This is a genomic window from Vibrio amylolyticus (assembly GCF_023145695.1).
In the GTDB taxonomy this organism is placed as follows: Bacteria; Pseudomonadota; Gammaproteobacteria; order Enterobacterales; family Vibrionaceae; genus Vibrio; species Vibrio amylolyticus.
The window spans coordinates 295,562-321,659 of the sequence record NZ_JAJHVV010000001.1 but is presented as its reverse complement, the minus strand read 5'-3'; the positions used below and the strand labels follow the sequence as shown (position 1 = coordinate 321,659).

Here is a 26,098-nt window from a genome sequence, read left to right as displayed (position 1 = left end):
TAAGGAAAATATAATGCAGCTTAATAAAGTTCTTAAAGGTCTATTGATTGCTCTTCCAGTATTAGCAGTGACGGCTTGTAGCTCTAGCGACGAAGCAACAAGTGCTTCAGGTACTGAAACTAACCAAACAACTTCTGGCACAGAGAACACTGTAGATACTACAGTAGTAACGCCAGTAGATTCATATGGTGAGCTTACAGAGCAAGAGCTTAAAGAGCAGGCTCTACGTGAAACTCAAACAATTTACTTCGCATTCGACAACGCAACTATTGCTGGCGACTACGAAGAGATGCTTGCAGCTCACGCCGCTTACCTAAGCAAAGATACTAGCCTAAACGTAACAGTCGAAGGTCACGCAGACGAGCGCGGTACTCCTGAGTACAACATCGCACTTGGCGAGCGTCGTGCACAAGCAGTTGCTAACTACCTGCAAGCTCTTGGTGTACAAGCTGAGCAAATCTCTATTGTTAGCTACGGTGAAGAGAAACCTCTTCTTCTTGGCCAATCTGAAGAAGTATACGCTAAGAACCGTCGTTCAGTTCTAGTATACTAATTCTCTTATGCCAATAGAGAGATAGCCTTATGTTCAGTAACTCAAAGCGAGTATTTACGCTTATGTTACTGGCAAGTGCAGCGAACACCTCGTTCGCTGCACCAGCTCCAGTATCGGACTTAAGCAGTACTACTCCCGCAATCACTTCTACGACAGCGACAGCAACCCGCTCAGCCAACTCTTCCGAGACAGACATTCAGCGTTTAGAACGATTACTTGAGAATCGAAATCGTGTTCAGCTGAATATGCAGCAGCAGATTGACGATATGTCGCTTGAGATCAGTGAACTTCGCGGACAATTAGAAAAAAATAGCTACGATATGCAGCAAATGTTGCAGCGTCAGCGTGAATTATTTATCGAACTCGATAAAGTTCGTGGTGAGATCAGAACCGCAGAAACCCCCGTTGTTGAAATAGATGACTCCCAGCCTACGGGCACATTTAGCAGCAACGTTGACGAGCAAACTGCTTATCAAAATGCGGTAGATTTAGTTCTAAAAGAGCGTGACTACGCAGGTGCCATTGTTGCCTTAAAGCAGTTCCAAGTCGATTTCCCAGACTCTTCATTCTCTTCAAACGCTCATTACTGGCTTGGCCAGCTCTATTTTGCTAAGAAGCAAGATAAAGAAGCCGTGAAAAGCTTTGCAGCGGTTGTAACCTATCAAGATTCTAATAAGCGAGCGGATGCCTTGGTTAAACTTGGCGACATCGCGAAAAGAAACAATAATCAAGCCACTGCGACAAAGTATTATCAGCAGGTTGTTGATGAATACCCTAACAGTGCTTCAGCAAAACTAGCAGAAAAAAACCTATAAACTATGTTGGTTGTCTATCGTTGAAGACTTCTAAAGGAGGCACATCTGTTGCCTCTTTTTCATTTCTTGTTCAACTTTGGTCAGGTCAGTTGAAACTCCTTTGATCCTAGCCATCGTTAAGGTGTACAATGCTCGGATTCATGGAAGTTGCATAGAGCAAGAGCAATGAGCCACATATTAGATACTGTAGATACCATATACCCATTTCCACCAAAGCCTGTGCCTTTGAGCGATGTTGAAAAGCAAACCTATATTGCTAATATCAAGTCACTGCTTGTTGAAAAAAATGCTGTTTTAATCGCGCATTATTACACTGATCCTGAAATCCAAGCGCTAGCAGAAGAAACCGGCGGATTTGTTGGCGACTCACTGGAGATGGCGAAGTTTGGTAATCGTCACTCAGCGAGCACTTTGATCATTGCAGGTGTGCGTTTTATGGGCGAGTCTGCAAAGATACTCACTCCAGAAAAAACCATTTTGATGCCAACGTTAGAGGCAGAATGTTCTCTTGATCTTGGCTGTCCAGCAGACGAGTTCTCGGCATTTTGTGATGCACACCCTGATCATACTGTGGTTGTTTACGCTAATACCTCAGCAGCAGTTAAAGCGCGTGCCGACTGGGTTGTAACATCAAGTATTGCCCTAGAGATTGTTGAAGAGCTAGATAGCGAAGATAAGCCTATTTTGTGGGGACCTGATCGCCACCTAGGCTCTTATATCGCGAATCAAACAGGCGCTGACATGCTGTTATGGCAAGGCGAATGTGTTGTACACGATGAGTTCTCTGCTGACGCTTTACGCAAAATGAAAGCTTTGCACCCTGATACAGCTATTTTGGTACACCCAGAGTCGCCAGCTAGCGTTGTTGAACTGGCAGATGCCGTTGGTTCCACAAGCCAGCTAATTAAAGCGGCGAAAGAGCTACCACAGCAAAAGCTTATTGTTGCGACAGACAAAGGCATTTTCTTTAAAATGCAGCAATTGGTTCCAGAAAAAGAATTGATTGAAGCGCCAACCGCTGGTGCTGGTGCAACGTGTCGTAGCTGCGCTCACTGCCCCTGGATGGCAATGAACGGTCTAAAAGCCATCGAGCAGGCGCTCAGCGAAGGTGGGGCAGATCACGAGATTTTCGTTGATGAAGAATTAAGAGTTAAATCATTGATTCCATTAAATCGCATGCTAGATTTTGCAGAGAAACTCAACATTAAAGTGAAAGGTAACGCGTAAGTCGCTGCAACTAGTGGGCAAGAACATCGCTAGCATTAGCATGTTATACGCCATATAGTTGACCTAATTCACATTATTGAAGCCAGTCCTTGTGACTGGCTTTTTTATATCTGTTATATCTATCGTAATCAGATTGATTTTAGGACGAATGATGACTCTTTGGCTACATCTAAAGAAATGGATTAACGCTAGCCTTTTTAAAATTAATAATCGCAACCTACTGATTCTATCTTTGGCTTACGTTGGGATCTCATGGCTTCTATTTTTTATCGCTGGCGAAGAGACTCTCACTGAAAACTTCACGACGTTTGCGTATTACTTAATGGTGACAGCCTCGACGGTGGGTTATGGAGATTTTTCGCCAACTACGGAATTAGGTAAATGGTCAGTAGTATTATTTATCATACCTGGTGGGTTGAGTTTATTTGCGGCGTTATTAGGACGTATCGCTGGCTCTGCCATTGAATATTGGCGAGCAGGTGTATTAGGAAAACGGAGAATGCGAGTGGAAAATCATATTTTGCTGTTGGGTTGGAATGGTCAGCGAACGATGCACTTGATCAGAATGCTTCAACATGAAGAACACGGAAAGCGACCAATAATATTGTGTAGCCGATCTGAGATAGAAAATCCGCTTCCGGGCGAAATTGGTTTTGTGAGAGTAACGAGCTATACCGATGGCCAAGAGATGGAGAAGGTCAATCTCAATAAAGCCAGTTGTATCATTGTTGATAACTTAGAAGACGACGTAACTCTCTCAGCAGCTCTATACAGCGCCAACACTAACCCCGATGCCCATTTGCTCGCTTACTTTAAAGACGAAGCGCTAAGTCACTTACTGAGCCAACATTGTCCTAATGCAGAGTGCATTCCGGCAGTAGGCGCTGAGATGTTGGCGAAAGCGGCTGTTGACCCAGGATCAAGTGTATTGCACCAAGAGCTACTGGCATCAACACGGGGGATGACTCAATACTCAACATTTTACCCAAACAGTCGTAGTGACACTAATGTCGATACGGTTTTCAGTTTTATGAAATCAAACCATGATGCCACTCTTATTGCTATGGATGTTGGAGAAGGCATTGAGCTAAACCCGCAACTTCAGCGAAAGATACCAGCGGGGGCTCAGCTTTTTTATATTGCGGACGAACGAATCGATAACTTTGACTGGGCAAAGATCAATTAGGTCGGGATAGCTATCGTTACTATAGTAAGCCGGTAGCCCATTCAAAAAAGCCTACCGATGGTTAAGTCGGTAGGCTGTTATATGAGCCTTCTGGGGATGAGGGCTAGGCTAAGCGATGAAACTATTGCTGCTCTACGAGCGCCGCTCCACGCTGGGTAAGACCGCAGAGCATGACCGGAATCGCATTAAATATCTCTTCAAATTGCTCTAAGCCTTCAATGCCTTGTTCTGAAAGAGTCGAGATAGACGTTTCTGGATCATAAAGCATACTCAGTGAGAGTAAGACACCGCCAAGCAATGCGTTGTCTTCACTTTGTTCTGGCATGATGGTTTCCCAATCATCGCGAGCTAGTTGCCACCCTTGTAGCATGCCTTCACAGAAATCACGAGTTTGAATGCTCACGATATCTTCATCATCAAGCTTGCACGTCAACGGCCATTCCCAGGTGCCGTCTAACAGCGCAGGGCGGAAGGCGTTCCACATTTGAATGACAAGCTCAATATAGTTCTCTAGTTGCTCACCATCCGAAAATGGCGCGACTTCATCACCGCCCCATAGGAAAGGAAGCCATTCTTCTGGCGGCAGAATGTTTGGCGCTGCGGCCATTGATGCAATAAACCCTTGTGTTCTTGCTTCATTAAGAAGCTTTCCTTCAAGCTCAGGTAAAGAGAGGATGTTTTCTAAAGTCAAAGTAGGTACCACTGCACGGAATGAATAATATTCCTATAGTAACAACTCACATACTAAGGAAAAAGAGTTGATGCGAGATAATATTCGCTATAATTTTTAACAAACAGAAAATAATTCAAGTAATTATATGGAAATAAGCTCTTCTCTTAAAAGAAAAAGTATATTGGCTCTTGGAGTCTATTTATGCTTTTTCATCGCAACGATAGGGACAGTCAGTTATCTCGTTGTTGAGCCACCTGTTCGAGAAAAGCTTGAGCAGAATCTCGATCTTAAAACCCAACTTCTAGCCGGACAAATTGAAGAGCCATTAAACAGCTCCATTGGCATACTTCAAAGTATTGTCAGTCTAGGCGAAACCAACCATTCGCAGAAGTTTCAAGCCCAATTGCTTTACTCGCTATTCAAAACCATTGATGGTGTGGTAGTTAGTGGGGGAATTTGGCCGCAACCCTATACCGTCGATCCAGATATCGCCTATAAGAGCTTGTTTTATAATCGAGCCAGTGATGGCCGAGTCGATAAGATCCTGTCTTGGAATAATCCGGCAGCAGGAGGCTACGATAAAGAAGCGTGGTATATCGTCGCAATAGACAAACCTGCTGGCAGTGTATTTTGGTCCGAAGTTTATATCGATGCTTATACTCACGTTCAAATGATTACGGTAACGTCTCCTTACTATCTCGACGATGTTTTTGCGGGAGTGGTGACCGTTGATCTGTCACTGGTGGACTTGGTTGACTTTGTTAGACAGAGTGCTATGGAGTCCGATCTCGGTGTTATTTTACGCGATAGTTTTAATGAAGTAATTACCGAGCATAACTTTAAGATACAGGAAAATATATATATCAGTCAGCATCAGTTTGGTGGCTTCAACTGGACTGTGGATGTCGTAAACGCTAAACGAACGGTCAACGACGAGGTTTATGACTTAGTGACTAATGTAGAGTTTGGGATAATCCCAATTCTTCTTCTCTGTGTCATGGTCGGCTATTACTTAATAAACCAATACCTTATCAAGCCAATTATCTTAATCGCCAAAAAGGTCGATGATTCTATAGAAGGTGGAATCATTGAAGTTAATTATCGGAGTAATGATGAAATTCGCCACTTGATCGATACTTTCAATGAGAAAACGGGTTTTATAGAAGCTGAAAAAGCTAAGGCACAAGCGTCAACTAAGGCGAAAAGCGCTTTTCTTGCAACCTTGTCTCATGAAATCAGAACACCAATGAACGGGGTATTGGGTACCGCACAAATTCTTCTCAAAGAGAATCTCACTCCAGATCAACGTAAGCATATGCATAGTTTGTATGATTCTGGCGATCACATGATGACTTTACTCAATGAGATTTTAGACTTTTCAAAAATCGAGCAGGGGCACATGGAGTTCGATCGTGCTGCTTTTCCGCTAGAGTCCATCATCGGCAGTATTAACAGCGTCTATCATACCTTGTGCACAGAGAAGGGATTGCAATTCAAAGTCTATTCTGAAATTCCAGTAGAACGTTGGTACTTCGCTGATAAAGCGCGCCTAAGACAAATTCTATTTAACTTGATTAATAACGCAGTGAAATTTACCTCTAGAGGGTTTGTAGAAGTCTACTTAAAAGAAAGAGTGATTGACGATGAGCTCCGTCTGTTAATAAAAGTAAGAGACACAGGAATTGGTATATCCAAAGAAGCGCAATCTCGAATTTTCAAACCGTTTGAACAAGCTGAATCAAGCACGACTAGGAGCTTTGGCGGAACGGGGTTAGGTTTAGCTATTGTTAGCCAAATCGTCGAACTTAACGGCGGGTCTATTGAAGTGACCAGTGAGGTAGGAATAGGGACGAGCTTTGACGTGTCATTAGTTATGACATCGACTGCCGCAGGAACGGTTGAGATGCCAATACATAGAAAGCTAAATTATGATGGCTTAAAAGTACTGATTGTTGAAGACAATAGGACCAATACCATCATCATTGAAACATTCATGAAATACAAAGGCTTTGTCTGTGACTGTGTGGAAAATGGAGAGCAAGCCCTACAAGCTGTGGCGAAAGAACAATACGACTTAGTCCTAATGGATAATCATATGCCAGTGATGGATGGCGTAGAGGCGACAACAGGAATACGGACAATGAGTAATTCAAACTCAGACATTCTTATCTTCGGTTGTACGGCTGATGTATTTAAAGAGACGAGGGAGCGCATGCTAGGCGCTGGAGTCGATTATATTATCTCAAAACCTATCGATGAATCAGAACTTGATGATGCTCTCTACCAATATGCAAGGAAACTGTATCAATACCACCCTGAGGTAGAGAAAGCGGACTCTAAAAAGCTGTCAGAAGAGATGTTGGTTCGTCTGTATATAGAGTTGGAAAACAACCAATACACAAGAGCGATGAGTGTCCTCGACGATATTATTGCTATGTTGGGCTCTCAAGATACGGTGTTACTTGAAAAATTGAATCATATTCGTGACTCCCTTGAACAAGAACAAGAGCCAGACTTTTCTGATGTTGACGTAATCACAGTCATGCTTGCTGAATACTGTAAGTAGATTACAGTATATTGCTTATAATTTGAACTTGAGCACGTTTTCTAGATGGAATATCTAGTTTTTGGTAAGAAATTAGTCATTTATTTACTACTTCTTTTTAACTTTGAAATCTAACACTACAAAACTTATGTTTTAATGGCCGAATAAACCAGTTACTAATAAGTATCTGGTTTATTTCGTTGTTTATTTGTGATTAAAGCAGTTAATTGTTTTGTGGATTGGTTAGATGAAAGCTCGCGCTCCTTTTTGTATCCGTCATGCCGCGGCAGATACGTTTGCCATGGTTGTTTTTTGTTTTGTGTCGGGAATGATCATTGAGATCTTTATTTCGGGTATGACCTTTGAGCAGTCTTTGGCTTCTCGAACGTTATCGATTCCGGTAAACATAGCAATTGCATGGCCTTACGGAATATTCAGAGATTTCGTATTAAGACAAGGTCGCCGTGTTTCAGACACTGGTTTAGTAAAGAATATTTCTGACCTAGTGGCTTACGTACTGTTTCAATCGCCAGTGTACGCTGCAATTCTATTTGTTGTTGGCGCATCCACAGATCAAATCATTACAGCAGTGACCAGTAATGCAGTAGTCTCTTGCGGAATGGGCGTACTTTACGGCTACTTTTTAGATATGTGCCGTAAGTGGTTTAAAGTGCCAGGTTATTATCAACAAGCGTAGAGCTTTGTTGAAAAAATGCGCTTTAATGTCAATTAGTAAGCACTTAGTCAGTGGTGGTGGATTTTTTTACCATTATCACTTGACCAAATAGCATAGAATCATTAAATTAGCGCCTCGTTAACGCAGAACGTTAACACACAATACGGTGAGTTGTCCGAGTGGCTGAAGGAGCACGCCTGGAAAGCGTGTATACGGCAACGTATCGAGGGTTCGAATCCCTCACTCACCGCCATATTTAAACGAATAAGCCCTTGATTATCGAGGGCTTTTTTGTGTCCGCTCAAAAGTAAATTTGGCATGATACGTACAGGTGATACGATCATGTTTCTACTCAAAGACCGCAATGCTACATATTACGCCCGTTATTACTTCCCTAAGGAGCTAGTGAGTCGGGACCTTCCAAACGAGCTACGCTTTCCCTTTCTACGAAACAACGCTCTATTGCTTTAGAACGAATGCTATTAGTCGTGGGTGCCATTCGAAATAACGTAAATCAATTGGATCTGAATCAGAGCGCTGATGCCGCAATGGAATCTATTAAAACGTTACTGAAACCAATTAGATTCAATGATTTTATTCAGAGTGACTTAGATTCTGGCACTAAACCGAACTCGTCAGTAAGCCAACACAAGGCAACAACATTATCGAACGTCAAACCATACCTAGAGTTAATAGACGAGTTTATCCAAAGTAATCGAGCTGAGAGAATCTCTCTGCGCAGTATTAATCAATTAGAGCTATAGCTAAAAACATTCGGCAAACATGTGTTGAAGGACGATGTAAGTCTGGTGACGATTAGAGACGGGTTGGCGTTTAAGCAAAGCATGCTTTAGGAGGGTAAGGCCGAGAAAACGACGAATGATTACATTGCAGCAAATCGTCAATTCTACTCGTGGCTCAAGATTCAAGAATATATTAAGAGTAATCCCTTTGACCTAGTTAGAGTGAAGAAGCTACCAAGGTTAGTTTCGGAGCACCGCAGTCGTCAGCCAAGTTCGGATAATCACTAGCAAGCTCTTCCCTCATCCCTGCTTTGAATCGATTGATAGCTCGCTTGACACGATAAGTATTTGACTTGATTTTCCTTATGCTTGTAATGTATTTGAGGAAGTCGAGGATGCCTTAGACTACTTGTTATGTGTGTTAGATAGCGTCAGGAGTCGTAAAGGGTGATTTCATTCCAACCAACAGTAGATTTATTATCTTCAGCGGAGGTTACTTTTGATAACATGCGCTCATACTATGAGCATTATGCCGTGGATTGGGAGTTACCCAACATACATGTGCAAATTTCAGGTTTAGAAAACTGGGACATCTTATATAAAGGATTAGTAATTGGTGCTTTTCGTTTGTCATTTGATAGTGAAGACTGTTACTTACGTGATTTCCAAGTCAGCGCGCAATACCAAAACAAAGGAATTGGTGCAGTTACGCTAGCTCAGATAGAACGGATAGCGAATGAAGAATGCTGCAAGCAGCTTAGATTAAGGGTGTTTAAAATAAGCCCTGCTCATAGTCTGTATAAACGAAGCGGTTTTGTCGTTGACAAAGAAGAAGAGCGATTTTATTACATGTCGAGATCCCTCACTTAATCTGAATTAGTCCTATGGTGAAGTTGTGATTAATAAAAATATGCTGACTCAACACATACCAGCCCTTTTCCATATTTCAATGGAATAGACACACTTCACCACAGTGATAGTTGACTCTAACTGTGTGGTCAAATTTACTCATTCACTACAAAAAATCAGACTCGTCTAATAGCTGAGTTATGCTTGTTCCATTCTCTGGTGGATCTGCTTGAAAAAAAGCACAGACAGTTGCCCCTATATCTGACATAGTTTCTCGCTCACCAAGATCTATTGCTTGCTTCCCTTTTTTATAGGCAAGCAAGGGCACTTGTTCTCTAGTGTGCTTGGAGTGGCCAATAAAGGGGTCATTTCCATGATCGGCCATCACTATCAATACATCCTGCTCTGTCATCTGTTCAATGACTTCTCCAAGTCCACGATCGGCTTTTTCTAAAATACGCCAATACTGCTTAGGGTCTTGCTGATGCCCAGCCAGATCCGTTTCTTGAATGTTGGCACAAAAGAACCCCGTATTTTCAATAGAAAGATCGAGGTTCAACAGGCGGAATACTTCGTCGGTATCCACCACTGAAGTGTAGGATTTCCCGTGTGCATTTTGGACGATATCAGCGACTTTTCCATAGAGCCAAGTCTTGATGCCGTGACAATGCAGCTGCCATGGAACTTGAGTCTTCGCATCAACACCATACCCTAAATGCGCCACTTGAAATCCGTTGTCGTAAGCGCCACTGTCTGGGGAATTCACGCCGATGTATATTGCCTTACCGTCAGTGTTGTTTTTGACTTCAATGGCGTTGAAAACGCGGTTCATCGCGACGTTCTTCTTAGGACCCTCACGATCACTGCTACTATGGTGCTCTACTTTAATGTTGCCGCCAAAGGCAATATTTCGGCTAACAGGATTAGAAGTGCGCACCACGGCGGCAATGCCTAGTAGCGTTTCGAAAGAGATAAGGTCAAAGTTGCAGGTGAGGTTATACACCTGGCCTAAATCGGCTTCTAGATTATCGCCAATGACAATGCCTTCATTCACCACTAGTACAGACAAGCCTTGCTGTGTATGACGAGAAACACTGTACCCTTGTTTTATCAGTTCAGCTTCTATCTCCGGTAGCGCCACCTGAAAAGGTTGAGTCAGTGGCGGCTTGGGCAGAGTCCCCATGATTTCTTGATGTCCCATAAAGGTATCACCGCCTTCATGAGCAAGGTTCGAGCGCCCTGTGTTCGCCAGCGGATTCGGCGTCATAATTGAGGCCTTGTTTGCCACGACATTTTGCAACCCGAGTTTTTCCAGAACCGGTAAACCCTTAAGAGGAAAGTGAGAAAGCAACTTTCCAGCCGTATCAGAGCCACAGTCTTGTGGCCTAACATCAGCAACATCGGGCATTTCGCCCACACCGAAACCGTCCAAAACCACAATGATAAATCTAGCCATTTTGCACCTCATTACCGAGAGAATCGTAAATACCCAGAAGCACTGGGGTCTGGGTTGATATGCCTTTGACGAGGGCAACATCACTACGAGTAACAAACACTTGTGTGCGATAAGCCATAATAATGGGCGCACCAATGGGGTAGTGACCAGGTATTCGCAGGTGGTAATCAATGCTGTCGGTTTCGTCGTTAAATACCGAAACGCGTTGATGCTCATTACCGTTATACACACTGGCGTTGTCGAGTAACCCTCGGCGATAATACCCACCACCAAAGCAGTAGCTGTTGTCGCCGTGGTAGTGCGATATTTCGCTGAGATAAAGCATGGCAAGGCGTTCTGTCTGCGGTTTGATTGCATTGGCGGGCGTGGTTCCGGTCAACGCGTGTCCCGGCTCACCATGCGTACACCCAAACTCAGCCAGCATCGGAATGGTCTCTGAGTTGGTGGACGATGGTGCATTCACTTGCGCGCATGGAATACCCAAAGCATTCAGTGCTCGTTTGGCTTCTAGTAGGGTAGTGAGATTGGGCGTTGGCTGCGTTTTTTGCGTGTGAGCGTCAAACAAAAAACATGGGAAATGAGTCACGCCCTCTATGTAAACGCCGGGCATCGCTTGTATGGCTTGTGCGACTTCTTCGATTAATGACAACGCGAAGCCTGATTCTTGATTAACGTAAAGCTTGTCTCTGTCGTGGTAAAACTTAAGCAACAGGGCCTGTTTTCTTCCCGCTTTCACCGCAGCGTCTGAGATCTGCTGCGCTTTCTCAAGGCTGTAGACCGTCATGACATGGGGTTTTACCTTCTCGACTAACGATTGAATCATATTCGTGGGCGGCTGAACCAAATGCCCCACATTTGCGATGGGTAAACCATGAGAGGCGAGGGCACGTGCTTCTTTAAAATCAACGCACACGATGCCTTCATAGCCACACTCTTCGATCAGTCGTTTGGCAATCTCAGGGTTTCGACCGATCTGTTTGGTCATCGCATAAAGCTGTATTCCATGTTCATCGGCGGTACGCTTCATTGATTTGGCGTTGTCGAGCAGTTGGTCTACGTCAATAACGGTTGTGTCGGGCTGCAATTTACCCTGTTTAAATAGAGCAAGTGTGGCATTAATTAAATTGGGATTTTGCTGTTCTAACGCTTCTAAAAACATATTCTCCCCTTTTTCAGGCATGAGCTAATCCGGCACATCATTTCTGATGTACTTGCTTAATAACGAGTGACAAATAAAAACTGGGTTTGTTATATAAAGCTGACGATCAGCTCAGTGCCATTTTCCTTAATAATAACAGTGGGTTAAATTTTGCGACTTATTACAAAGCAAACAGACCAACGACATGCAATATATTGAGAATAACACCGGTTAAAATAGCGGCGACAGCAGGTGCTGCAATTTTCAATATTGGTCGGCCTAATACTTCATTTAAGAAGAACAACATAGCGAAGATGGTGAAACCCGTGGTCGATCCCATTTTCATGACGGCTAAGACGCCACCAATTAACAGCGCGAATTCCATCAAGGTGTTCATGGAGTTTCGGATGTTATCAGACGCATTTCTGATGGATGGGAATTGCTCCAAGAATCGGCCAATACTGCGTAACAAGAAGACTTCGCCACAAATGGTAATCGCCCCCAGTAGTGCAGCGACGGGCATATTCGGAGATAAGTAACCGACAACGAAAACAAAGGTCATACCGACAACGCCATACACACCCGTTGCCAGAGCCGTTGTTGCAATCAATGGAATGAAGCCAAGGCCACGCATAAATTCAGACAACGCAACTTGCTTCATTGCGGCATCGTGCTCGGTTGGGTCCGTAATTTTATAGGCATCAGCCAGTGAGTAGATTGACACTTCTGAGCCTGCAAAGATCCCCACGTTTGAGACCGCAGCAATTAATGCACCTGTTACCGCTAGGAAGGGAAGGTTTTTTACGATCCGCTTGGTTCGCTCGTCAAACAGGCCGTGCAATCCAGACATATCCGGTGCTTCAATACCTTGTTTTCGGTCTGACAGATCTTTTCGAATGGCAAAGAGAACCAGCATTAACATACCAACAAAGATTTGAATCGATTCTGGGTAAATACCGGTGAACTTAATGATCATGAGGCGAGACATTAAAATAACCACGGCTGCAACGGCGCCTGCTCTCCAGCCAAACTGATAGAAAATAGCCAGCAGCGGAAACAGAGCGAACGCTGACATCACAGGCGTTCCAAGTTCACCCAGTGCGCCGAGTGCATCAACGGGCAAGCCAGTCAGTACCGCGTTAACGCCCGCCAGTGAAGTGACAACCAGTATGCCCCAAAGCCCACCTGCAGCGGCAGCTAAAAAGCGGCTTCCGATCATCACGCCGAGAATATCAGTGGGTAGAAAGAGTAACCAAGGATTGAGCAACCCAGTAGATAAGGTGAATGAAATACCAACAGAGGCGACGAAACCAATTGATAAACCAAACGCGACAGAGCCGGCGTCACGTCGAGTCATATTGCCTTCAACCAGTTGAGGCAAAATAGGTCGAATCCCATCGTGGAACACCGCGGCACTCATGTTGGCGATTAAAGCGGTCATTGCGCATAACGTGGCAACGAGTCCTATGTGCATAATATCCATATTAGTTTCCTACTTTTCAGCGAGTAAGCGTGTAAGCATAGGTACGGCATGCTCGATGTGTTCAACAGACAGGCCGAACGCGACGTATCCCTTCTCAATAAATTGCGCGACTTCGTCTTCTTTGGCTTTTATCGCTGGCTTAGCAATGGTGCAGCTTTGATTGAAACCAATGATGGCGATGGCCATGGCTAATGCGCCGCCCGCACCGGTGTTGCAGCAGCCAACAAAGTAGTCCATGTCTCCGGCTTTGACTTTCATGGCGGCATCCATATCGGTCAGAATATGGCATTCAAACGTGTCTGGCGCCGATGCTTCAATCTGATCTCGGATTTGCTCTCGTTGCAAACCTGCGATAGCGATTTTTTTCATGTTATGTCCTTTTATTGTTGAGCGTGTCGCTCTTTATCCAAATAAGCGTGTAGGGTTAGCTTGTAACATGGTGCTGATTTGGTGGTCAGTAATCCCATGCTGTTTAAGCAGGGGAAGAAACTCGTCAATGAGGTAGCTAAAACCAAGACCGCCATTCGCTTTTAAATGAGAGCGGCGGGTAATGTCCATGGACAGCATGATTTGCTCGGCGTAGCCTCTTTCACACAGAATTCTCAAAGATTCTGCACGGCGGGTATCTGGGTAATAGCTGTTTTTACCAATGGTATCGAACTGCACATAACAGCCTTGGTCGAGCATCCAGACAATATCGTCTAGGTTGTCTCGTAAGTCGCAGTGGCCAATGGTGACTTTGTTCATCGGCACATTGCAGCTTTGAAGTAACTCAATCTGTGCTTTGCCCATGGTGCTCATTGATTGGTGCGTTGAAATAGGTCGGCCTGTTTCTAAGTGAGCAATAGCGCCAGCGCGAAAGACCTTTTTCTCGGTATCTGTGAAGCCATTTTCGCTGCTTCCTATTTCGCCAATGACACTGGCTTTAAGTGATGAACCGTCGATACCGGTTTCTATTTCTTTGATCATCCCTTGGGCAATCTCTTCCACACTCATGGTGTACAGAGAGTCAGGGAAGAAGCCTTCTATGTAGAATCCGGTGGAAAGTAAGACGTTGATTCCGGTGTCGTTGATTAAATTTTCAATAAATTGAGGATTTCTACCCATAAAAGAATTAGTGACTTCTACGATGTTGCGTACACCGCGATCTTGAAGCGCGTTCATTTCATCGCATAGCAATTGGTATTGATCCAATCGGCAATCTACATCGCCTTTTTGTGGCGACAAATCGATGTGTAAATGTTCGTGGCAATAGGTGTAGCCTGTGCTGTCGATCATGGTGTGTGGTTCCTATTCTTGTGTTTCTAGGGAATGGCTAAGCTGATACAACGCGTAAACATTCGCAATCAAGAAGCCTTCTTCGTTCGCAGGGACGTTATGCAACGCCATCGAATCGAGCACCTTTTTGTGAAGGGCCATAATCGTTGCTGCTTCAGGATCTTGATAAATCTCATCAAGAATGTCGGCGTCTAGCCCTTCTTCTATCGCTTCATTTCGCCAAATACGGTCTGCAGCGCGAGACAAATGCGTGACCGCCATTTGGTACTGTTCGTTGTCATGAGGTAGGCCCAGTTCACTGTCCATCAATGTGATTGTTCGTAAGCAGTGGTCATGCGCTTGCTGGCTAATGGCTTTCGCTTGCAGCAAGAGTGCGAATCGTTGTTCCATGTTTATCCCTAAGTGTCATCAATTAATGAACGGTGGCTGATAGTCGTTAAGCGCTCACGTTTAATAACTCGGTGTAATATCGCCACTCACGACGGATTGTTGATGGCTTCGCAACTGCCCGGTGCTCAATAGTTTTCTCAATAAAATCGTAATGTGCGAAGACGTTCCATTAACCAGCATTACCGCTTCTGACGCGTCTCGGCAAGAGGGGGTATGGCTTAATGACTGTTCATCAAGGTCATATTTATCCATCTCAATCGCTTCGGGTAACCAAACTACCGCGTCAATGTCGCCATTGGTTAAGTGGGTCAAACTCTCTCCGTAGTGAATTTCAACGATTTCGATCTCTTTGTCGACAAAGGCTTCACTGGTTAGAATCTTTTGGTCTGGAGAGTCAGGGTCAACACCAACACGTCGAATATTCTCATAACGGCCTTTCTTAAAAATGAGTCGATGCTCGTGAGAGTACGAATGTGCGCCTAAATCAATGGCAGTAACTAGCCCGTCTGCCAATTCTTTAGCAGCTAGTTTCGACATAATCGCAATGTCATAAGTGCCATTTCTTAAACACTCGGCTCGCACACTTGCGCCACGCATATGAGCAAAATATAGAGGTAAGTCACCAATCTGGTCTTTTAGTCCACTGGCTAAGCCTTCGTAGTGGCGTGTATAGGGCAGTGGCATGGCGCAAACAACATTGTTTAGCCCTGCGCAGGCAACCAACTCACGATAGTCTAATTGAGTGATAAAGGTTCCGTTACGACCTTGCTTTGACAGTATCACTGCGCCACGCTGCTCTATGGTTGTCAGTGCTTTTTGAATGAACCCGACAGAGACTGAAAATTCATCAGAGAGTAAATCAATCGTTCTTAGTCGATCGCCTTCTGCGGTTGTCATCAAATATTGGGCGACATTCATGATCGCCGAGCCTTCTTTGCTGATGTACTGTACAGTCATGATTAACTTATCTTCATTATTTTGAAGATAAGTTAATCATTAATTGAGTCAATAGAAAGAGGGCAACGGAAGAAGTGTGACTAATGTCAATAATATAGGCACTTAGAAATTAGTGAATAGAGTAAGACTATTGCAATTGAGCAAGTTAACATCAAAAAGTGGTTCTGCACTGTTAGCGGGTTATAAAGAAGAGATTGGCCCAGAGAGGGCCAGTACCTTTTTAAGTCGTAGTTGGTACTCATTCAAACCATTACGAATGGGTCATCTTGGTTGCAAGTGCAAATCGATTCCATGCATTAATCATAATGATTTGCATCATTGATTGTGCAAGCAACTCTTCTCCCAGCAAGTCTAAGCATTGCTGATAAGTCGTATCCGAAACACCGGCATTGGAAATCATTGTCATTTCATCGGTTAATTCTAGTAGTGCTCGCTCCGCTTTATTGAACAGTGGCGACTCTTGCCATGCAGAGAGGGCAAATAGTTTCTGTTCTGAGATATTTTTCTTTAACGCTTCGGTCGTATGCATTTGGATACAATAAGCGCATTTGTTGATGATTGATGCCCTGATTTTAATTATTTCTTTCAACTCGCAAGATAACGCTGTGTCAGATAGATAATTTTCTATAGATAGCATTGCAGTTAAAGCGTTAGGTTGAATTTGATCGAGATCAATACGTTTTGACATTGTTTTTACCATTAATTTGATTGAAGGATATCGCGAACATTGCGATAGGGTCATTATGCTTGAGTCGATATATGGGCGGAATACGTATAGAATCTGTACCAGTTATGCATAAATCGCAAAGGTGGGGCGTGTTAGCGTTAATTAAAGTATTTGACCAAGTCGTAGAGTCAGGCAATTTCTCACAAGCAGGCAAAGCTCTGAATATGGCGCCATCTTCTGTGGCCAGAAATATAGATAGCCTTGAAAATAAGCTCAAAGCCTCGCTTTTTAAGCGCAGTACAAGGCAGTTGATGCTGACTGAAGAGGGGCAGTATTTCTATAAGCAATCAGCCAAGATTCTACAAGATAGCGAAAGACTGTTAGCTGAAATGAGAGGAGAGCATGGTGCTCCAGAGGGGATATTACGAATTTCAGTTTTTGAGAGCTTTGGTAACTTGTGCCTTACACCATTAATTCCAGAGTTTTTGGAACGATACCCGAAAATCCAAGTCGAATTAGAGTTAGATAACAATGTGGTCGATTTGAATAGTGAAAATATAGATGTAGCGATTCGTATAGGAATACCACAAGATAGTCGACTCAAAGCTCGCCATTTATTAACAAACTATACGTCACTGGTGGCTGCGCCTTCTTATATTCAGAAGCAAAGTCCTATCGTAAATCCCGAAGATTTACAGCATCATAACTGCTTGCTGATTAGCCATGAAAGACAAAGAAACTATTGGTACTTTAGGAAAGGTACAACTAACAAAAAAGTGTTAGTGACCGGAAATTTGATATCAAAAGGCGGTTCACCTCTTTTGCATGCTGCACTGAAAGGAACGGGTGTTCTTCTTTTATCTGACTGGATGTTAAAGCCATATCTGGAAAGTGGACAGTTGAAAGAGTTGATACCCAATTGGACCCCAATGCATAGCGAGCAAGGAAGTGGTGAAATATTTGCAATATATAAGAACAATCAATATCCGAGGCCTCATATCCGTGCCTTCGTTGATTTTTTAGTTGAGAAATTGAAGCCAGTAAAATGAATCCACCCACCTTAGCTTGGCTCTACATCAAAATGTTGCCGATGCGCTGTGTAACTCACATTTGTGCATCTTAGAACTAGTCTTGCCTGTGCTAACTTACTATTGTCGGGTGGACGACACTTGTTGCCAAGTGCCGTCCACCCGACAAAATCGGCTTCACCAAGATAAATTGGTTGGCGCGCATTACCTCTAGAAGTGACATGGTACAAGTGCCCACACATATTCTATCCGTAGTGGTCTACTCATTGTTTTCTCTAAATAAAAATGGTCAAGCTAAAAACTAGAGCATCCTCATCAAAAAAGCAAAAGGCAAAACTTTTTTAGTTGCCTAGTGATAACGTTAATCTGTCGGGAATTTTTGTTTCTGATGTAGAACACGCATAATGCGAATAATGTCGCCTTCAACCCAATATGAGACGATCATTGAAATCTCAGGAATGATAAGTAGCCTGCCTCTAACCCCATCACGTCTGAATCCCATAAGAGGCTGAACCGCCAAGTTTTCAACTTTAGCTTCTATTAGTTCGTCGGTTTTTTCAGCAGCTTCAGGGTTGAAATCGTATAGAAACTCAAATATTTTTTCTCGATCGTTAAGGGATTCTTCCTCCCACAAAATCATAGCTTGCCTCGATTGCGGATTTTAGCCTTGCGCTCAGCCATTAGTGACTTGGCTGATGCGTGATCAACAAAAACCGCTTTTCCTGTATCAAACTTCTCAAAAGCTAAGTTAACTTGTTCAGTTAACCAAACATCATGGGATAGTGTTTTTCTCTGCTGTTCGGCTAGTTGTTCAGTAAGTTCTCGGCAAGCGTCACTTAACGTTCGACCTTGGCTTTCAGCCATTTGCTGAGCTAGGCGTTTAGTTTCTTCATCTACACGAAACTGAATTCTTGTGTCCATAAGCTACTCCTTACTATCTGTGCGTACAAATGTTAGCACTACACTTAAGTTTGAACAACTAATGAAAAAATGGCCAAGCTAAAAACTAGACAACTCTTATCAAAAAGGCAAAAGGCAAGACCTGACCCTGTTAGTTTGCTTTGAGGACGTTTTTGTTAGTTGATTGGGTTAGGGAAGCTTTTCTTTATTTGCTCGATTAGCCATTGATGCTTTGGAGAGTGTCGATTTCTTCTATGTACATACAGGCTGACGGGGTACGATGCTATATCGAGTAGTTCAACAAAATCAATACTCTTGAGTTTATCTGGATAAAGTTTAATGAGGTGCTTAGATACAGGGCAAACCATGTTGGAGGCACAAAGTGCACCAACAACGGCTTCAATGGAGCTTGAAGCAAATTGTGGATTAAGTGTTATCCCTAAGTTCTTTTTTACCTCGTTGACAAAATACCAGCGTTTGCCTGCTTCTTGAATGTTCAATTCAATCATGGCGATGCCATGTTCTACCATCTCTTCAATATGCGCGGTTGGCTTTGTTATTGGATGATCCTTGCGAACGGCCATGGCCAACGGAATTCGTTCTAAAGGCACTTCTAGAATATCCTGAGGCGTATTTACCCTCGCGTATTCAATGCCAATATCTACATCACCGGTTTGGAGTTTCTCCAATGTCCCGTCAGAAAATCCATTGAACGTCATTGTGGTTTTAGGCGCAAGATTTTGAACTTGCTGGAATAGTTTGGGAGCGAACCAGCCAATAAAGTGCTGGCTTAAATCAATGTTGACACGCCCTGTGAGTTCGGCAGGTTCAAAGCCTTTTAGGCTCACGATCTCTGAGTGCAGTTGATTAAGAAGCGGTTCAACTTTTTTATAAAGATTGTCTGCGAGTGCAGTGGGCTCGAATCCTGTTGGTACTTTAATGAACAGCGTCCCCCCAACTTCATGTCTTAATTTGTTTAGCTTGATACTGATCGCAGGGGCAGTGACATAAAGCCTCTCAGCGGCACGTTTTAGGTTGCGCTCTTGGTAAACAACCACGAAGGCTTTCAAGAGGTTCAAGTCGACATTTGATAGTAGTTCACTCATGGTGTTTAGATAATTTAAACTCAATGGTTAGTTTTGTTAAATATACCTAATCATTTGAGGTTGGTAAAGTAGTTGTCAACAGGATGAAAGAACAAGATTAAAGGAAGCTATCGATGGATGCCTTACCGAAATAAGTAAGGCGAAAATGAATAGACAACTTAATGAGCCAATTATGAAAAAGACAATTCTAGCAACTTTACTATCACTGACTTCTATCACGTCTTTCGCCGGCGAGCCTGCCGAAGTAACAGAACAAAACTATTCAACAGCTATGTTTGATATGGCTATGAATGTAGAAGCGAGTAACGGCGGTCTTCAAGACTGGAACCACCACCGTGCTCCAATGAAGCTTGACGAGCAGCCAGCACCGATGATGAACCGTGATACCTTGTATTCTTTTGTGGTAGCGGATGCAAGGTCAGACATCAAAGTAACCTTACCAGAACTGGATGGGCGTTATTTATCGGTGCACGTAATGAATCATAATCATGATACTGCCTATGTATTTTATGGGGCGGGCGATCATATTATCAAAGCTGACGATACAACTGACTACATTGCGTTTTATGCACGCACACAAGTAAATGCTGCAAGCCCAGAAGACGTTAAAAAAGTGAACGAGTATCAAGATGCCTTCAAGTTCGAGTATGTCGACAGCACTTATGAGCCACAAGCATTTGAAGCGACAAAATGGGATATGGCGACTTTCATGCCTATTCATCAAAAATGGATCGAAATTGCTCAATCGCAAGGTATTGCAGATGCAATATCTGATTTGGAAGCGGGTGTAATTGTTAGCCAAGATGATCGAAACCGTGGTGTTGCGATTTCAACAGGCTTGTTACCAGATGCTCACGCGAGCTACAAAGTAGCAGAGTACCACTTGGACAAAAACACGTGTTATGTGGCGACCTATGATGCGCCAGAGATGACGGATGAAGAGCTAGGCTTCTACTCGATCACTATGTACGACGATAAGCAATATTTAGCCACTGATGAATATTCAATTATCACAAACCAAGATATTGCGTTTAATCAAGATGGTACATTCACGGTGCACTATGGTAACGCTGAAACTGCCTCGTGCGGTGAGGTCGATAACTTACTGCATGTACCGACGGATGCGATTTCGATCAATATGAGAATATACCTGCCAAATATGGATAAGATTGACGCTTATACGCTTCCTGAGTTACAAGCACTATAATCCACTTTACTTAAGAAAACGCCCTCGACTTGAGGGCGTTTTTGTTGTAATAGGGAGATTTATCTATAAAGCATAAATTTTGGCTTAGCTATGAGTTACAAGGCCGCTTTCAGATGTGTGATCACCAAGCAATTCTGTCGTATCGTAATGACCAATTTTTACTGTAGAAAAGAGGTTGTTTTCGACACATAAAACTGACGTACAAAAAATGTCTATTACCGCATTTGCAAATATACCAATGAGCTGGGCAGTTATTGACCCCCCACTTTCTGCAAAGTTCTTTGCCGCTGATAATTGGTCAGAATTTCGAACAGCTTTTGCAATGACACATTCAGTTCTCATGCTTTTAGGTGTCGGCTCCCAGCATGCAAGTAATGTATAGTTGAAACTGCGAAAGTCAACGACCTTATCCTCTATGACTACATGGTCAAGTGTATGCAGTAGCGAAAGTGGGCCCTGATATCGATGCGCTCCTACCTCGAAACTTCAAACACTAGAAAATCGCCCTGTGGATTTATGGGGCGGATACGTTTTATTAAAGATTTATGACAGTCGCTTTCTCGCTATTGACGTCACCATTTTAAAAGTTAACATATACGCATATCCATATATGAGTATGTAATATGCTTCCTCACCAGTTTTTTAAATTGCTATCTGATGAAACTCGTGTCCGTTGTTTAATGTTGACGGTTCGCCAGACTTGCTTGTCGGTTGGTGAGCTTACCCATGCACTGCAAGAGAGCCAGCCTAAAGTATCACGTCACCTTGCACAGCTGCGTGCTAGTGGCATTTTGGTTGATGTTCGCCAAGGGCAGTGGGTGTTTTATCGTTTAGCCGAAGATTTACCTGGTTGGATGCGGAAGTTGATTGATGACCTCATCGCATCGAACTGTTTGAAAAAAGAATATCAACAAGATATTGAGCGCCTAGAAGCGATGGACTCACGCCCAACGTGTTGCGTTTAATCTTACAATGAATAAATAACTTAGGTTTCACCACTAACTGAGAGATAAAGAGAATGACAGTTAAAGTAGGTATTAATGGTTTTGGTCGTATTGGCCGTTTAGCACTTCGCGCTGCTTTTGATTGGGAAGAGCTAGAATTCGTACAAATCAACGATGTCGCAGGAGACACAGCAACGCTTGCTCATCTGCTAGAGTTTGATTCAGTTCAAGGCCGATGGAGTCACGAAGTGACCTACGAAGGTGATGTGATGATCATCAATGGTCAACGAATCAAGACGACTCAAGAGCGTGATATCGATGCGATTGACTGGTCTAGCTGTGATGTGGTGATTGAAGCGACAGGCGTTCACCGTAAGACATCATTATTAAATAAATATTTAGATCAAGGCGTTAAGCGTGTTGTGGTTTCGGCTCCAGTGAAAGAAGAAGGCGTTGCTAACATTGTTGTTGGTGTGAACGATGAGATCTTTGACCCAACAGTACATAAAATCGTAACAGCGGCGTCTTGTACGACTAACTGTATTGCGCCAGTGGTTAAAGTCATTCATGAAAAATTGGGGATTGAGCAATCTGCATTTACCACTATTCATGATTTAACCAATACGCAGACTATTCTAGATGCACCACACAAAGATCTGCGTCGTGCACGTGCTTGTGGCATGAGCTTAATTCCAACCACAACAGGCTCTGCAACGGCGATTGTTGAAATCTTCCCTGAGCTTAAAGACAAGATCAATGGCCATGCGGTACGTGTTCCTCTTGCGAATGCATCATTAACGGACATTATTTTTGATGTTAAACGTGATACTACGGCTGAGGAAGTGAACGCATTACTAAAAGAAGCGTCTGAAAGTGAGCTAAAAGGCATTCTTGGCTTTGAAGATCGCCCGTTAGTCTCTATCGATTATAAAGGTGACCAGCGCTCTACGATTGTCGATGCTCAATCAACCATGGTTGTTGGCACTCGTATGGTGAAAATTTACGCTTGGTACGATAATGAAATGGGTTACGCAACACGTACCGCTGAGCTTGTGCGTACCGTTGGCTTGGCATAAGGAATTCGAATAATGACTCACCCAACATGGCAATTAAATTTAGACGCTGGAGCTTTAGTGTTAACACCTTGCCCTGGTACTAAGGGCGTTGAACTTGATGCTTCACTCGCTCAGCTAAAAGAGCAAGGCGTTCAAGCAATCGTCACAGCCTTAGATAGTGCAGAGCTAGCAAGTAAAGACGTTTCGGCATTAGGCGAGAAAGCACAAGCGTTAGGTATGCAGTGGTTCCAAATTGAGATTGAAGATGACTGCGCACCAGGTGAAGATTTCAATACAAAGTGGAAGGCGGCGAGTCCGACACTTCACAACGTTGTTGATAATGGCGGCAAAGTAGCGATGCACTGCATGGGTGGATCGGGTCGTACGGGTCTATTTGCCGCTCATCTATTGTTAGAAAAAGGCTGGAAGTTAGAAGATATCATTCGCGACGTTCAAGCGCTTCGTCCAGGTGCTTTTACTAAACCAGTACAGGTCGAATACATCAATGGTGTTGCTTCTGCTTAACCGATTGCGGTAAGCAGAACATTGAATATAAAGAGCTTTTGGTCGATCTTGCTTTCTTGTAGTAAGACCAAAAGCTCTTTTAGTTTGAAAAGTAGAGATTTGGTATGTTTTCTATCCCTTTGTTCGCAAATTTAAGTAAGAGTGTTCGCCAATACATGTTGGTGACCTTCAATTACTGGAACTTTACGATCACTGACGGCGCGTTACGCATGTTGGTGGTATTGCATTTCTATGGGCTTGGCTACAGTTCGTTAGAGATAGCGTCACTGTTTCTTTTCTATGAATTCTTTGGTGTGGTAACCAATCTTATCGGAGGATGGCTAGGTGCGCGTCTTGGCTTAAATAAGACCATGAACCTCGGTTTAGGCATGCAAATCGTTGCCCTTGTCATGCTAGCCGTACCAAGTGCAATGCTGACGATTCCATGGGTAATGGCGGCGCAAGCATTATCGGGTATCGCAAAAGATCTCAACAAGATGAGTGCCAAAAGCTCCATCAAGACATTAGTGCCAGATGAGCAGCAGGGCGCCTTGTATAAATGGATAGCCATTCTTACTGGTTCGAAAAATGCGCTTAAAGGGGCTGGGTTCTTTGTTGGCGGATTACTACTTTCACTGATTGGTTTCAAATATGCGGTACTCTCGATGGCGGCTGTACTTTCTTTAGTCTTTATTGGTAGCGTATTGAGCTTGGAAGCGAACATGGGTAGGGCTAAAAGCAAACCTAAGTTTAGCGAGTTGTTTTCGAAATCAGAGTCGATCAATATTCTTTCCGCTGCTCGTATGTTCCTGTTTGGTGCGCGTGATGTGTGGTTTGTTATTGCGTTGCCGATCTATTTAGGCAGTGTCTTTGGTTGGGATCATTCATGGGTCGGTGGATTCCTTGCTATTTGGACGATCGCGTATGGTTTTGTTCAAGGCATAGCGCCGAAAATCACGGGTAAAGCGCAAGGTAAAGTACCTGATGGTAATGCTGCATTCAAATGGGCGGCTGCACTCGCCATTGTTACTGCGGCAATCGCGTATGCAGTACAAATTGATTGGCAACCAGAGTTGGTGATCATTGGTGGCTTGATGCTGTTTGGTGCCATATTTGCCGTTAATTCATCATTGCACTCTTACCTTATCGTAAGCTATGCAAAAGGGGATGGCGTATCTTTAGACGTGGGCTTCTACTATATGGCGAATGCGATGGGGAGACTCATTGGAACCATACTTTCGGGGTGGGTGTTCCAAATGGCAGGTTTAGCCGCATGCTTATGGGTCTCTTTTGCTTTCCTTGCCCTGACTACTGTTATCTCATTAAAGCTGCCCAGATTAGTCGAAGCCAAAACCGCTTAGTCGCTTAGACTTTCCAAGGTAGATTAGCCGCTCCTAGTGACATACTGGGAGCTGCTTTTTTTTTTTATTTTAAACAAACAGAGTTAAAAATGAATGCTATTAAGTAGAGGTAATCATGCCCGAATGATTATCTTCCTTGATACTAATTCTACTCCCGGGTTGTAGCGTTTTTGTGATGCGTTAAGAGCCTGCTCTAACGCGCTGTCGCAGATCAAATCAAACTGTTGAGGTAGAGAGTTAATCTTAAATGGTAAGAAGTCTAGCAGGCGATTGTCACCAAATGTCCCCAATTTGATTTTATTCACCAGCTCTGGTTTTTCAGACAGCATATCAAGCACGCCTTCCAAAAGAGTATATGACGTCGTCACTATCGCATCAGGAAGAGTATCTGACTCAACCCAATGAGCTATCTGCCCGTAGCCATCTTGACGATTAAAGTGCTCACCATAAGCATGTAGCGTTTTGATGTTGCTCTTCTTTGTTGCAGATTCAAAGCCTAGTTGACGTTCTTTGGAAATATTTAAATCAGGGAGTGCGCCGATAAGCCCAATAGTTTTCGTATTTGAATCAATCACCGATTGAGTAAGTTCAAAGGCGGCGCTGTAGTCTTCACTGACAATACAGGCGAAGTATTCATCGTCTAAAGGTCGGTCAATGGCAATGACAGGTGTACCAGAGTTTTGAATTGCCAGATAAAATTCATTGGCATCGGGTAGGGCGCTCGCTACAAATAGAGCATCTATGCGGCGTGATACTAAAGCGTCGGTGACTTTTTTTTCGGTTTCTGGGTCATCGTCAGAGCACCCGATCAAAATTTGGTAGCCCGCTTTACGAGAGTTTTGCTCTAAAATTTTAGCAATACGTGCGTAACTGGTGTTCTCCAGATCAGGAATGATCAAGCCAAATGAGCGACTATTACCGGCACGTAAAGAAGAAGCTGCGTGATCTGGACGGTAGTTATGTTCTTGAACAACCGCAATGACCTTCTGCTGAGTTTTTTGTGAAATACGGTATTTTTGTGCTTTGCCATTAATGACATAGCTTGCTGTGGTCTTTGATACGCCAGCTAGCTTGGCAATTTCATCTAACGTCATTTCTGATCCTTTTTGTGTCATTGATCATATAAATAAAAACCGACGATCATCATGGCTTGCATTATACGCTGAATCGATTCAGTATAAAAGCTGAAAGGATTCAGCAAGGTTCACAAAAAGAGATATTGATAAGTTTTTATCTTTTCCTAAGCCTTCTGTTTATTCTCCTGACATCGAGGTAGCGTAACTTCGTTGTTAGTTTTTTTTAATTAATTGCTGAATCGTTTCAGCTTTTAAGCAAAACATTATTGGATATCGTGTGC

At 43.4% G+C, this 26,098-nt stretch carries 27 protein-coding genes and 1 tRNA gene; 15 read left to right on the top strand and 13 right to left on the bottom strand.

All coding sequences use genetic code 11. From position 1 onward, the window contains the following. Positions 1-13: 13 nt before the first annotated feature. The 4 genes from pal to KP803_RS01430 all read left to right on the top strand — a co-directional run bounded on the left by pal (position 14) and on the right by KP803_RS01430 (position 3,781). Positions 14-553, top strand: a complete 540-nt coding sequence (gene pal / locus KP803_RS01445; protein ID WP_248007048.1) for a peptidoglycan-associated lipoprotein Pal — start codon at positions 14-16, stop codon at positions 551-553. 29 nt (positions 554-582) lie between these two features. Then, positions 583-1,368: a tol-pal system protein YbgF gene (gene ybgF / locus KP803_RS01440; RefSeq protein ID WP_248007047.1), complete on the top strand. Its 786-nt coding sequence runs from the start codon at positions 583-585 to the stop codon at positions 1,366-1,368. Between the two features lie 165 nt (positions 1,369-1,533). Then, a complete protein-coding gene (nadA, locus tag KP803_RS01435; RefSeq protein WP_248007046.1) occupies positions 1,534-2,595 on the top strand; it encodes a quinolinate synthase NadA in 1,062 nt (353 codons plus the stop codon). A gap of 151 nt (positions 2,596-2,746) precedes the next feature. Beyond that, entirely contained in the window at positions 2,747-3,781 is a 1,035-nt protein-coding gene (locus KP803_RS01430) for a potassium channel family protein (protein ID WP_248007045.1), read from the top strand. Between the two features lie 121 nt (positions 3,782-3,902). Here the strand turns inward: KP803_RS01430 and KP803_RS01425 are convergent, their stop codons facing one another. Then, the gene (locus KP803_RS01425; protein WP_248007044.1) at positions 3,903-4,472 is read right to left on the bottom strand and encodes a UPF0149 family protein; all 570 of its coding nucleotides are present in this window, start codon (positions 4,470-4,472) and stop codon (positions 3,903-3,905) included. A 127-nt stretch (positions 4,473-4,599) separates the two neighbouring features. Between KP803_RS01425 and KP803_RS01420 the strand changes: the two genes are divergently transcribed. The 5 genes from KP803_RS01420 to KP803_RS01400 all read left to right on the top strand — a co-directional run bounded on the left by KP803_RS01420 (position 4,600) and on the right by KP803_RS01400 (position 9,288). Continuing rightward, positions 4,600-7,020: a hybrid sensor histidine kinase/response regulator gene (locus tag KP803_RS01420; RefSeq protein ID WP_248007043.1), complete on the top strand. Its 2,421-nt coding sequence runs from the start codon at positions 4,600-4,602 to the stop codon at positions 7,018-7,020. Positions 7,021-7,246: 226 nt separating this feature from the next. Continuing rightward, complete coding sequence (locus tag KP803_RS01415) at positions 7,247-7,696, top strand: L-alanine exporter AlaE (protein ID WP_248007042.1); 450 nt, start codon at positions 7,247-7,249, stop codon at positions 7,694-7,696. 144 nt (positions 7,697-7,840) lie between these two features. Further along, positions 7,841-7,928 (top strand) — tRNA-Ser (locus tag KP803_RS01410). Positions 7,929-8,151: 223 nt separating this feature from the next. Then, the gene (locus KP803_RS01405) at positions 8,152-8,439 is read left to right on the top strand and encodes a hypothetical protein (protein ID WP_248007041.1); all 288 of its coding nucleotides are present in this window, start codon (positions 8,152-8,154) and stop codon (positions 8,437-8,439) included. A 426-nt stretch (positions 8,440-8,865) separates the two neighbouring features. Then, positions 8,866-9,288, top strand: a complete 423-nt coding sequence (locus KP803_RS01400) for a GNAT family N-acetyltransferase (protein WP_248007040.1) — start codon at positions 8,866-8,868, stop codon at positions 9,286-9,288. Between the two features lie 145 nt (positions 9,289-9,433). Here KP803_RS01400 and KP803_RS01395 read toward each other — a convergent pair whose 3' ends face one another. From KP803_RS01395 to KP803_RS01360, 8 genes are all read right to left on the bottom strand, one after another. After that, a complete protein-coding gene (locus KP803_RS01395; protein WP_248007039.1) occupies positions 9,434-10,723 on the bottom strand; it encodes a phosphopentomutase in 1,290 nt (429 codons plus the stop codon). Next, positions 10,716-11,882, bottom strand: coding sequence for a YhfX family PLP-dependent enzyme (locus tag KP803_RS01390; RefSeq protein ID WP_345791539.1), 1,167 nt, complete (start codon positions 11,880-11,882; stop codon positions 10,716-10,718). The genes KP803_RS01395 and KP803_RS01390 overlap by 8 nt, the downstream gene beginning before the upstream one ends. Positions 11,883-12,042: 160 nt before the next feature. Continuing rightward, positions 12,043-13,344, bottom strand: coding sequence for a YhfT family protein (locus KP803_RS01385; RefSeq protein ID WP_248007037.1), 1,302 nt, complete (start codon positions 13,342-13,344; stop codon positions 12,043-12,045). A 9-nt stretch (positions 13,345-13,353) separates the two neighbouring features. Beyond that, positions 13,354-13,713, bottom strand: coding sequence for a DUF2620 domain-containing protein (locus tag KP803_RS01380; RefSeq protein ID WP_108100820.1), 360 nt, complete (start codon positions 13,711-13,713; stop codon positions 13,354-13,356). A gap of 33 nt (positions 13,714-13,746) precedes the next feature. Beyond that, positions 13,747-14,622, bottom strand: coding sequence for a phosphotriesterase family protein (locus KP803_RS01375; protein WP_248007036.1), 876 nt, complete (start codon positions 14,620-14,622; stop codon positions 13,747-13,749). Positions 14,623-14,634: 12 nt separating this feature from the next. Continuing rightward, complete coding sequence (locus KP803_RS01370; RefSeq protein WP_248007035.1) at positions 14,635-15,012, bottom strand: hypothetical protein; 378 nt, start codon at positions 15,010-15,012, stop codon at positions 14,635-14,637. A gap of 60 nt (positions 15,013-15,072) precedes the next feature. Further along, on the bottom strand, positions 15,073-15,969 hold the full coding sequence (yhfZ, locus tag KP803_RS01365; RefSeq protein WP_248007034.1) for a GntR family transcriptional regulator YhfZ: 897 nt from the start codon (positions 15,967-15,969) through the stop codon (positions 15,073-15,075). A gap of 250 nt (positions 15,970-16,219) precedes the next feature. Then, positions 16,220-16,657: a carboxymuconolactone decarboxylase family protein gene (locus KP803_RS01360; protein ID WP_248007033.1), complete on the bottom strand. Its 438-nt coding sequence runs from the start codon at positions 16,655-16,657 to the stop codon at positions 16,220-16,222. A gap of 128 nt (positions 16,658-16,785) precedes the next feature. Here KP803_RS01360 and KP803_RS01355 point away from each other — a divergent pair, with 128 nt between their 5' ends. Further along, entirely contained in the window at positions 16,786-17,685 is a 900-nt protein-coding gene (locus tag KP803_RS01355) for a LysR family transcriptional regulator (protein WP_248007032.1), read from the top strand. Positions 17,686-18,025: 340 nt separating this feature from the next. On the opposite strand, the gene KP803_RS01350 is transcribed toward KP803_RS01355, so the two are convergent. From KP803_RS01350 to KP803_RS01340, 3 genes are all read right to left on the bottom strand, one after another. Then, positions 18,026-18,304, bottom strand: a complete 279-nt coding sequence (locus KP803_RS01350; RefSeq protein WP_248007031.1) for a type II toxin-antitoxin system RelE/ParE family toxin — start codon at positions 18,302-18,304, stop codon at positions 18,026-18,028. Next, positions 18,301-18,585, bottom strand: coding sequence for a type II toxin-antitoxin system TacA family antitoxin (locus tag KP803_RS01345; protein WP_248007030.1), 285 nt, complete (start codon positions 18,583-18,585; stop codon positions 18,301-18,303). The genes KP803_RS01350 and KP803_RS01345 overlap by 4 nt, the downstream gene beginning before the upstream one ends. Before the next feature lie 155 nt (positions 18,586-18,740). Beyond that, a complete protein-coding gene (locus tag KP803_RS01340) occupies positions 18,741-19,670 on the bottom strand; it encodes a LysR family transcriptional regulator (RefSeq protein WP_248007029.1) in 930 nt (309 codons plus the stop codon). A 172-nt stretch (positions 19,671-19,842) separates the two neighbouring features. On the opposite strand from KP803_RS01340, the gene KP803_RS01335 reads away from it, so the two are divergent. The 5 genes from KP803_RS01335 to arsJ all read left to right on the top strand — a co-directional run bounded on the left by KP803_RS01335 (position 19,843) and on the right by arsJ (position 24,741). Then, positions 19,843-20,877, top strand: a complete 1,035-nt coding sequence (locus KP803_RS01335) for a DUF1214 domain-containing protein (RefSeq protein ID WP_248007028.1) — start codon at positions 19,843-19,845, stop codon at positions 20,875-20,877. Positions 20,878-21,500: 623 nt separating this feature from the next. After that, the gene (locus KP803_RS01330; protein ID WP_248007027.1) at positions 21,501-21,842 is read left to right on the top strand and encodes a metalloregulator ArsR/SmtB family transcription factor; all 342 of its coding nucleotides are present in this window, start codon (positions 21,501-21,503) and stop codon (positions 21,840-21,842) included. Between the two features lie 53 nt (positions 21,843-21,895). Further along, entirely contained in the window at positions 21,896-22,897 is a 1,002-nt protein-coding gene (locus tag KP803_RS01325; RefSeq protein WP_248007026.1) for an ArsJ-associated glyceraldehyde-3-phosphate dehydrogenase, read from the top strand. Between the two features lie 12 nt (positions 22,898-22,909). Continuing rightward, positions 22,910-23,401 (top strand): cyclin-dependent kinase inhibitor 3 family protein, encoded by a 492-nt coding sequence (locus KP803_RS01320; protein WP_248007025.1) that lies wholly within the window; start codon positions 22,910-22,912, stop codon positions 23,399-23,401. Positions 23,402-23,520: 119 nt separating this feature from the next. Further along, a complete protein-coding gene (gene arsJ, locus KP803_RS01315) occupies positions 23,521-24,741 on the top strand; it encodes an organoarsenical effux MFS transporter ArsJ (protein ID WP_248007355.1) in 1,221 nt (406 codons plus the stop codon). 113 nt (positions 24,742-24,854) lie between these two features. On the opposite strand, the gene cra is transcribed toward arsJ, so the two are convergent. Beyond that, the gene (gene cra, locus KP803_RS01310; RefSeq protein WP_248007024.1) at positions 24,855-25,835 is read right to left on the bottom strand and encodes a catabolite repressor/activator; all 981 of its coding nucleotides are present in this window, start codon (positions 25,833-25,835) and stop codon (positions 24,855-24,857) included. Between the last annotated feature and the right edge of the window lie 263 nt (positions 25,836-26,098).

Excerpts from the sequence above, each read along its gene's own strand:
- KP803_RS01325 (WP_248007026.1), top strand. The coding sequence starts at position 21,896 with ATGACAGTTAAAGTAGGTATTAATGGTTTTGGTCGTATTGGCCGTTTA.
- KP803_RS01415 (WP_248007042.1), top strand. The coding sequence starts at position 7,247 with ATGAAAGCTCGCGCTCCTTTTTGTATCCGTCATGCCGCGGCAGATACG.
- KP803_RS01375 (WP_248007036.1), bottom strand. The coding sequence starts at position 14,622 with ATGATCGACAGCACAGGCTACACCTATTGCCACGAACATTTACACATC.
- KP803_RS01350 (WP_248007031.1), bottom strand. The coding sequence starts at position 18,304 with ATGATTTTGTGGGAGGAAGAATCCCTTAACGATCGAGAAAAAATATTT.
- KP803_RS01335 (WP_248007028.1), top strand. The coding sequence starts at position 19,843 with ATGAAAAAGACAATTCTAGCAACTTTACTATCACTGACTTCTATCACG.
- KP803_RS01330 (WP_248007027.1), top strand. The coding sequence starts at position 21,501 with ATGCTTCCTCACCAGTTTTTTAAATTGCTATCTGATGAAACTCGTGTC.
- KP803_RS01430 (WP_248007045.1), top strand. The coding sequence starts at position 2,747 with ATGACTCTTTGGCTACATCTAAAGAAATGGATTAACGCTAGCCTTTTT.
- KP803_RS01390 (WP_345791539.1), bottom strand. The coding sequence starts at position 11,882 with ATGTTTTTAGAAGCGTTAGAACAGCAAAATCCCAATTTAATTAATGCC.
- KP803_RS01395 (WP_248007039.1), bottom strand. The coding sequence starts at position 10,723 with ATGGCTAGATTTATCATTGTGGTTTTGGACGGTTTCGGTGTGGGCGAA.
- KP803_RS01370 (WP_248007035.1), bottom strand. The coding sequence starts at position 15,012 with ATGGAACAACGATTCGCACTCTTGCTGCAAGCGAAAGCCATTAGCCAG.
- KP803_RS01340 (WP_248007029.1), bottom strand. The coding sequence starts at position 19,670 with ATGAGTGAACTACTATCAAATGTCGACTTGAACCTCTTGAAAGCCTTC.
- KP803_RS01360 (WP_248007033.1), bottom strand. The coding sequence starts at position 16,657 with ATGTCAAAACGTATTGATCTCGATCAAATTCAACCTAACGCTTTAACT.
- pal (WP_248007048.1), top strand. The coding sequence starts at position 14 with ATGCAGCTTAATAAAGTTCTTAAAGGTCTATTGATTGCTCTTCCAGTA.
- KP803_RS01320 (WP_248007025.1), top strand. The coding sequence starts at position 22,910 with ATGACTCACCCAACATGGCAATTAAATTTAGACGCTGGAGCTTTAGTG.
- yhfZ (WP_248007034.1), bottom strand. The coding sequence starts at position 15,969 with ATGACTGTACAGTACATCAGCAAAGAAGGCTCGGCGATCATGAATGTC.
- KP803_RS01385 (WP_248007037.1), bottom strand. The coding sequence starts at position 13,344 with ATGGATATTATGCACATAGGACTCGTTGCCACGTTATGCGCAATGACC.
- KP803_RS01345 (WP_248007030.1), bottom strand. The coding sequence starts at position 18,585 with ATGGACACAAGAATTCAGTTTCGTGTAGATGAAGAAACTAAACGCCTA.
- ybgF (WP_248007047.1), top strand. The coding sequence starts at position 583 with ATGTTCAGTAACTCAAAGCGAGTATTTACGCTTATGTTACTGGCAAGT.
- KP803_RS01420 (WP_248007043.1), top strand. The coding sequence starts at position 4,600 with ATGGAAATAAGCTCTTCTCTTAAAAGAAAAAGTATATTGGCTCTTGGA.
- KP803_RS01380 (WP_108100820.1), bottom strand. The coding sequence starts at position 13,713 with ATGAAAAAAATCGCTATCGCAGGTTTGCAACGAGAGCAAATCCGAGAT.
- nadA (WP_248007046.1), top strand. The coding sequence starts at position 1,534 with ATGAGCCACATATTAGATACTGTAGATACCATATACCCATTTCCACCA.
- KP803_RS01405 (WP_248007041.1), top strand. The coding sequence starts at position 8,152 with ATGCTATTAGTCGTGGGTGCCATTCGAAATAACGTAAATCAATTGGAT.
- cra (WP_248007024.1), bottom strand. The coding sequence starts at position 25,835 with ATGACGTTAGATGAAATTGCCAAGCTAGCTGGCGTATCAAAGACCACA.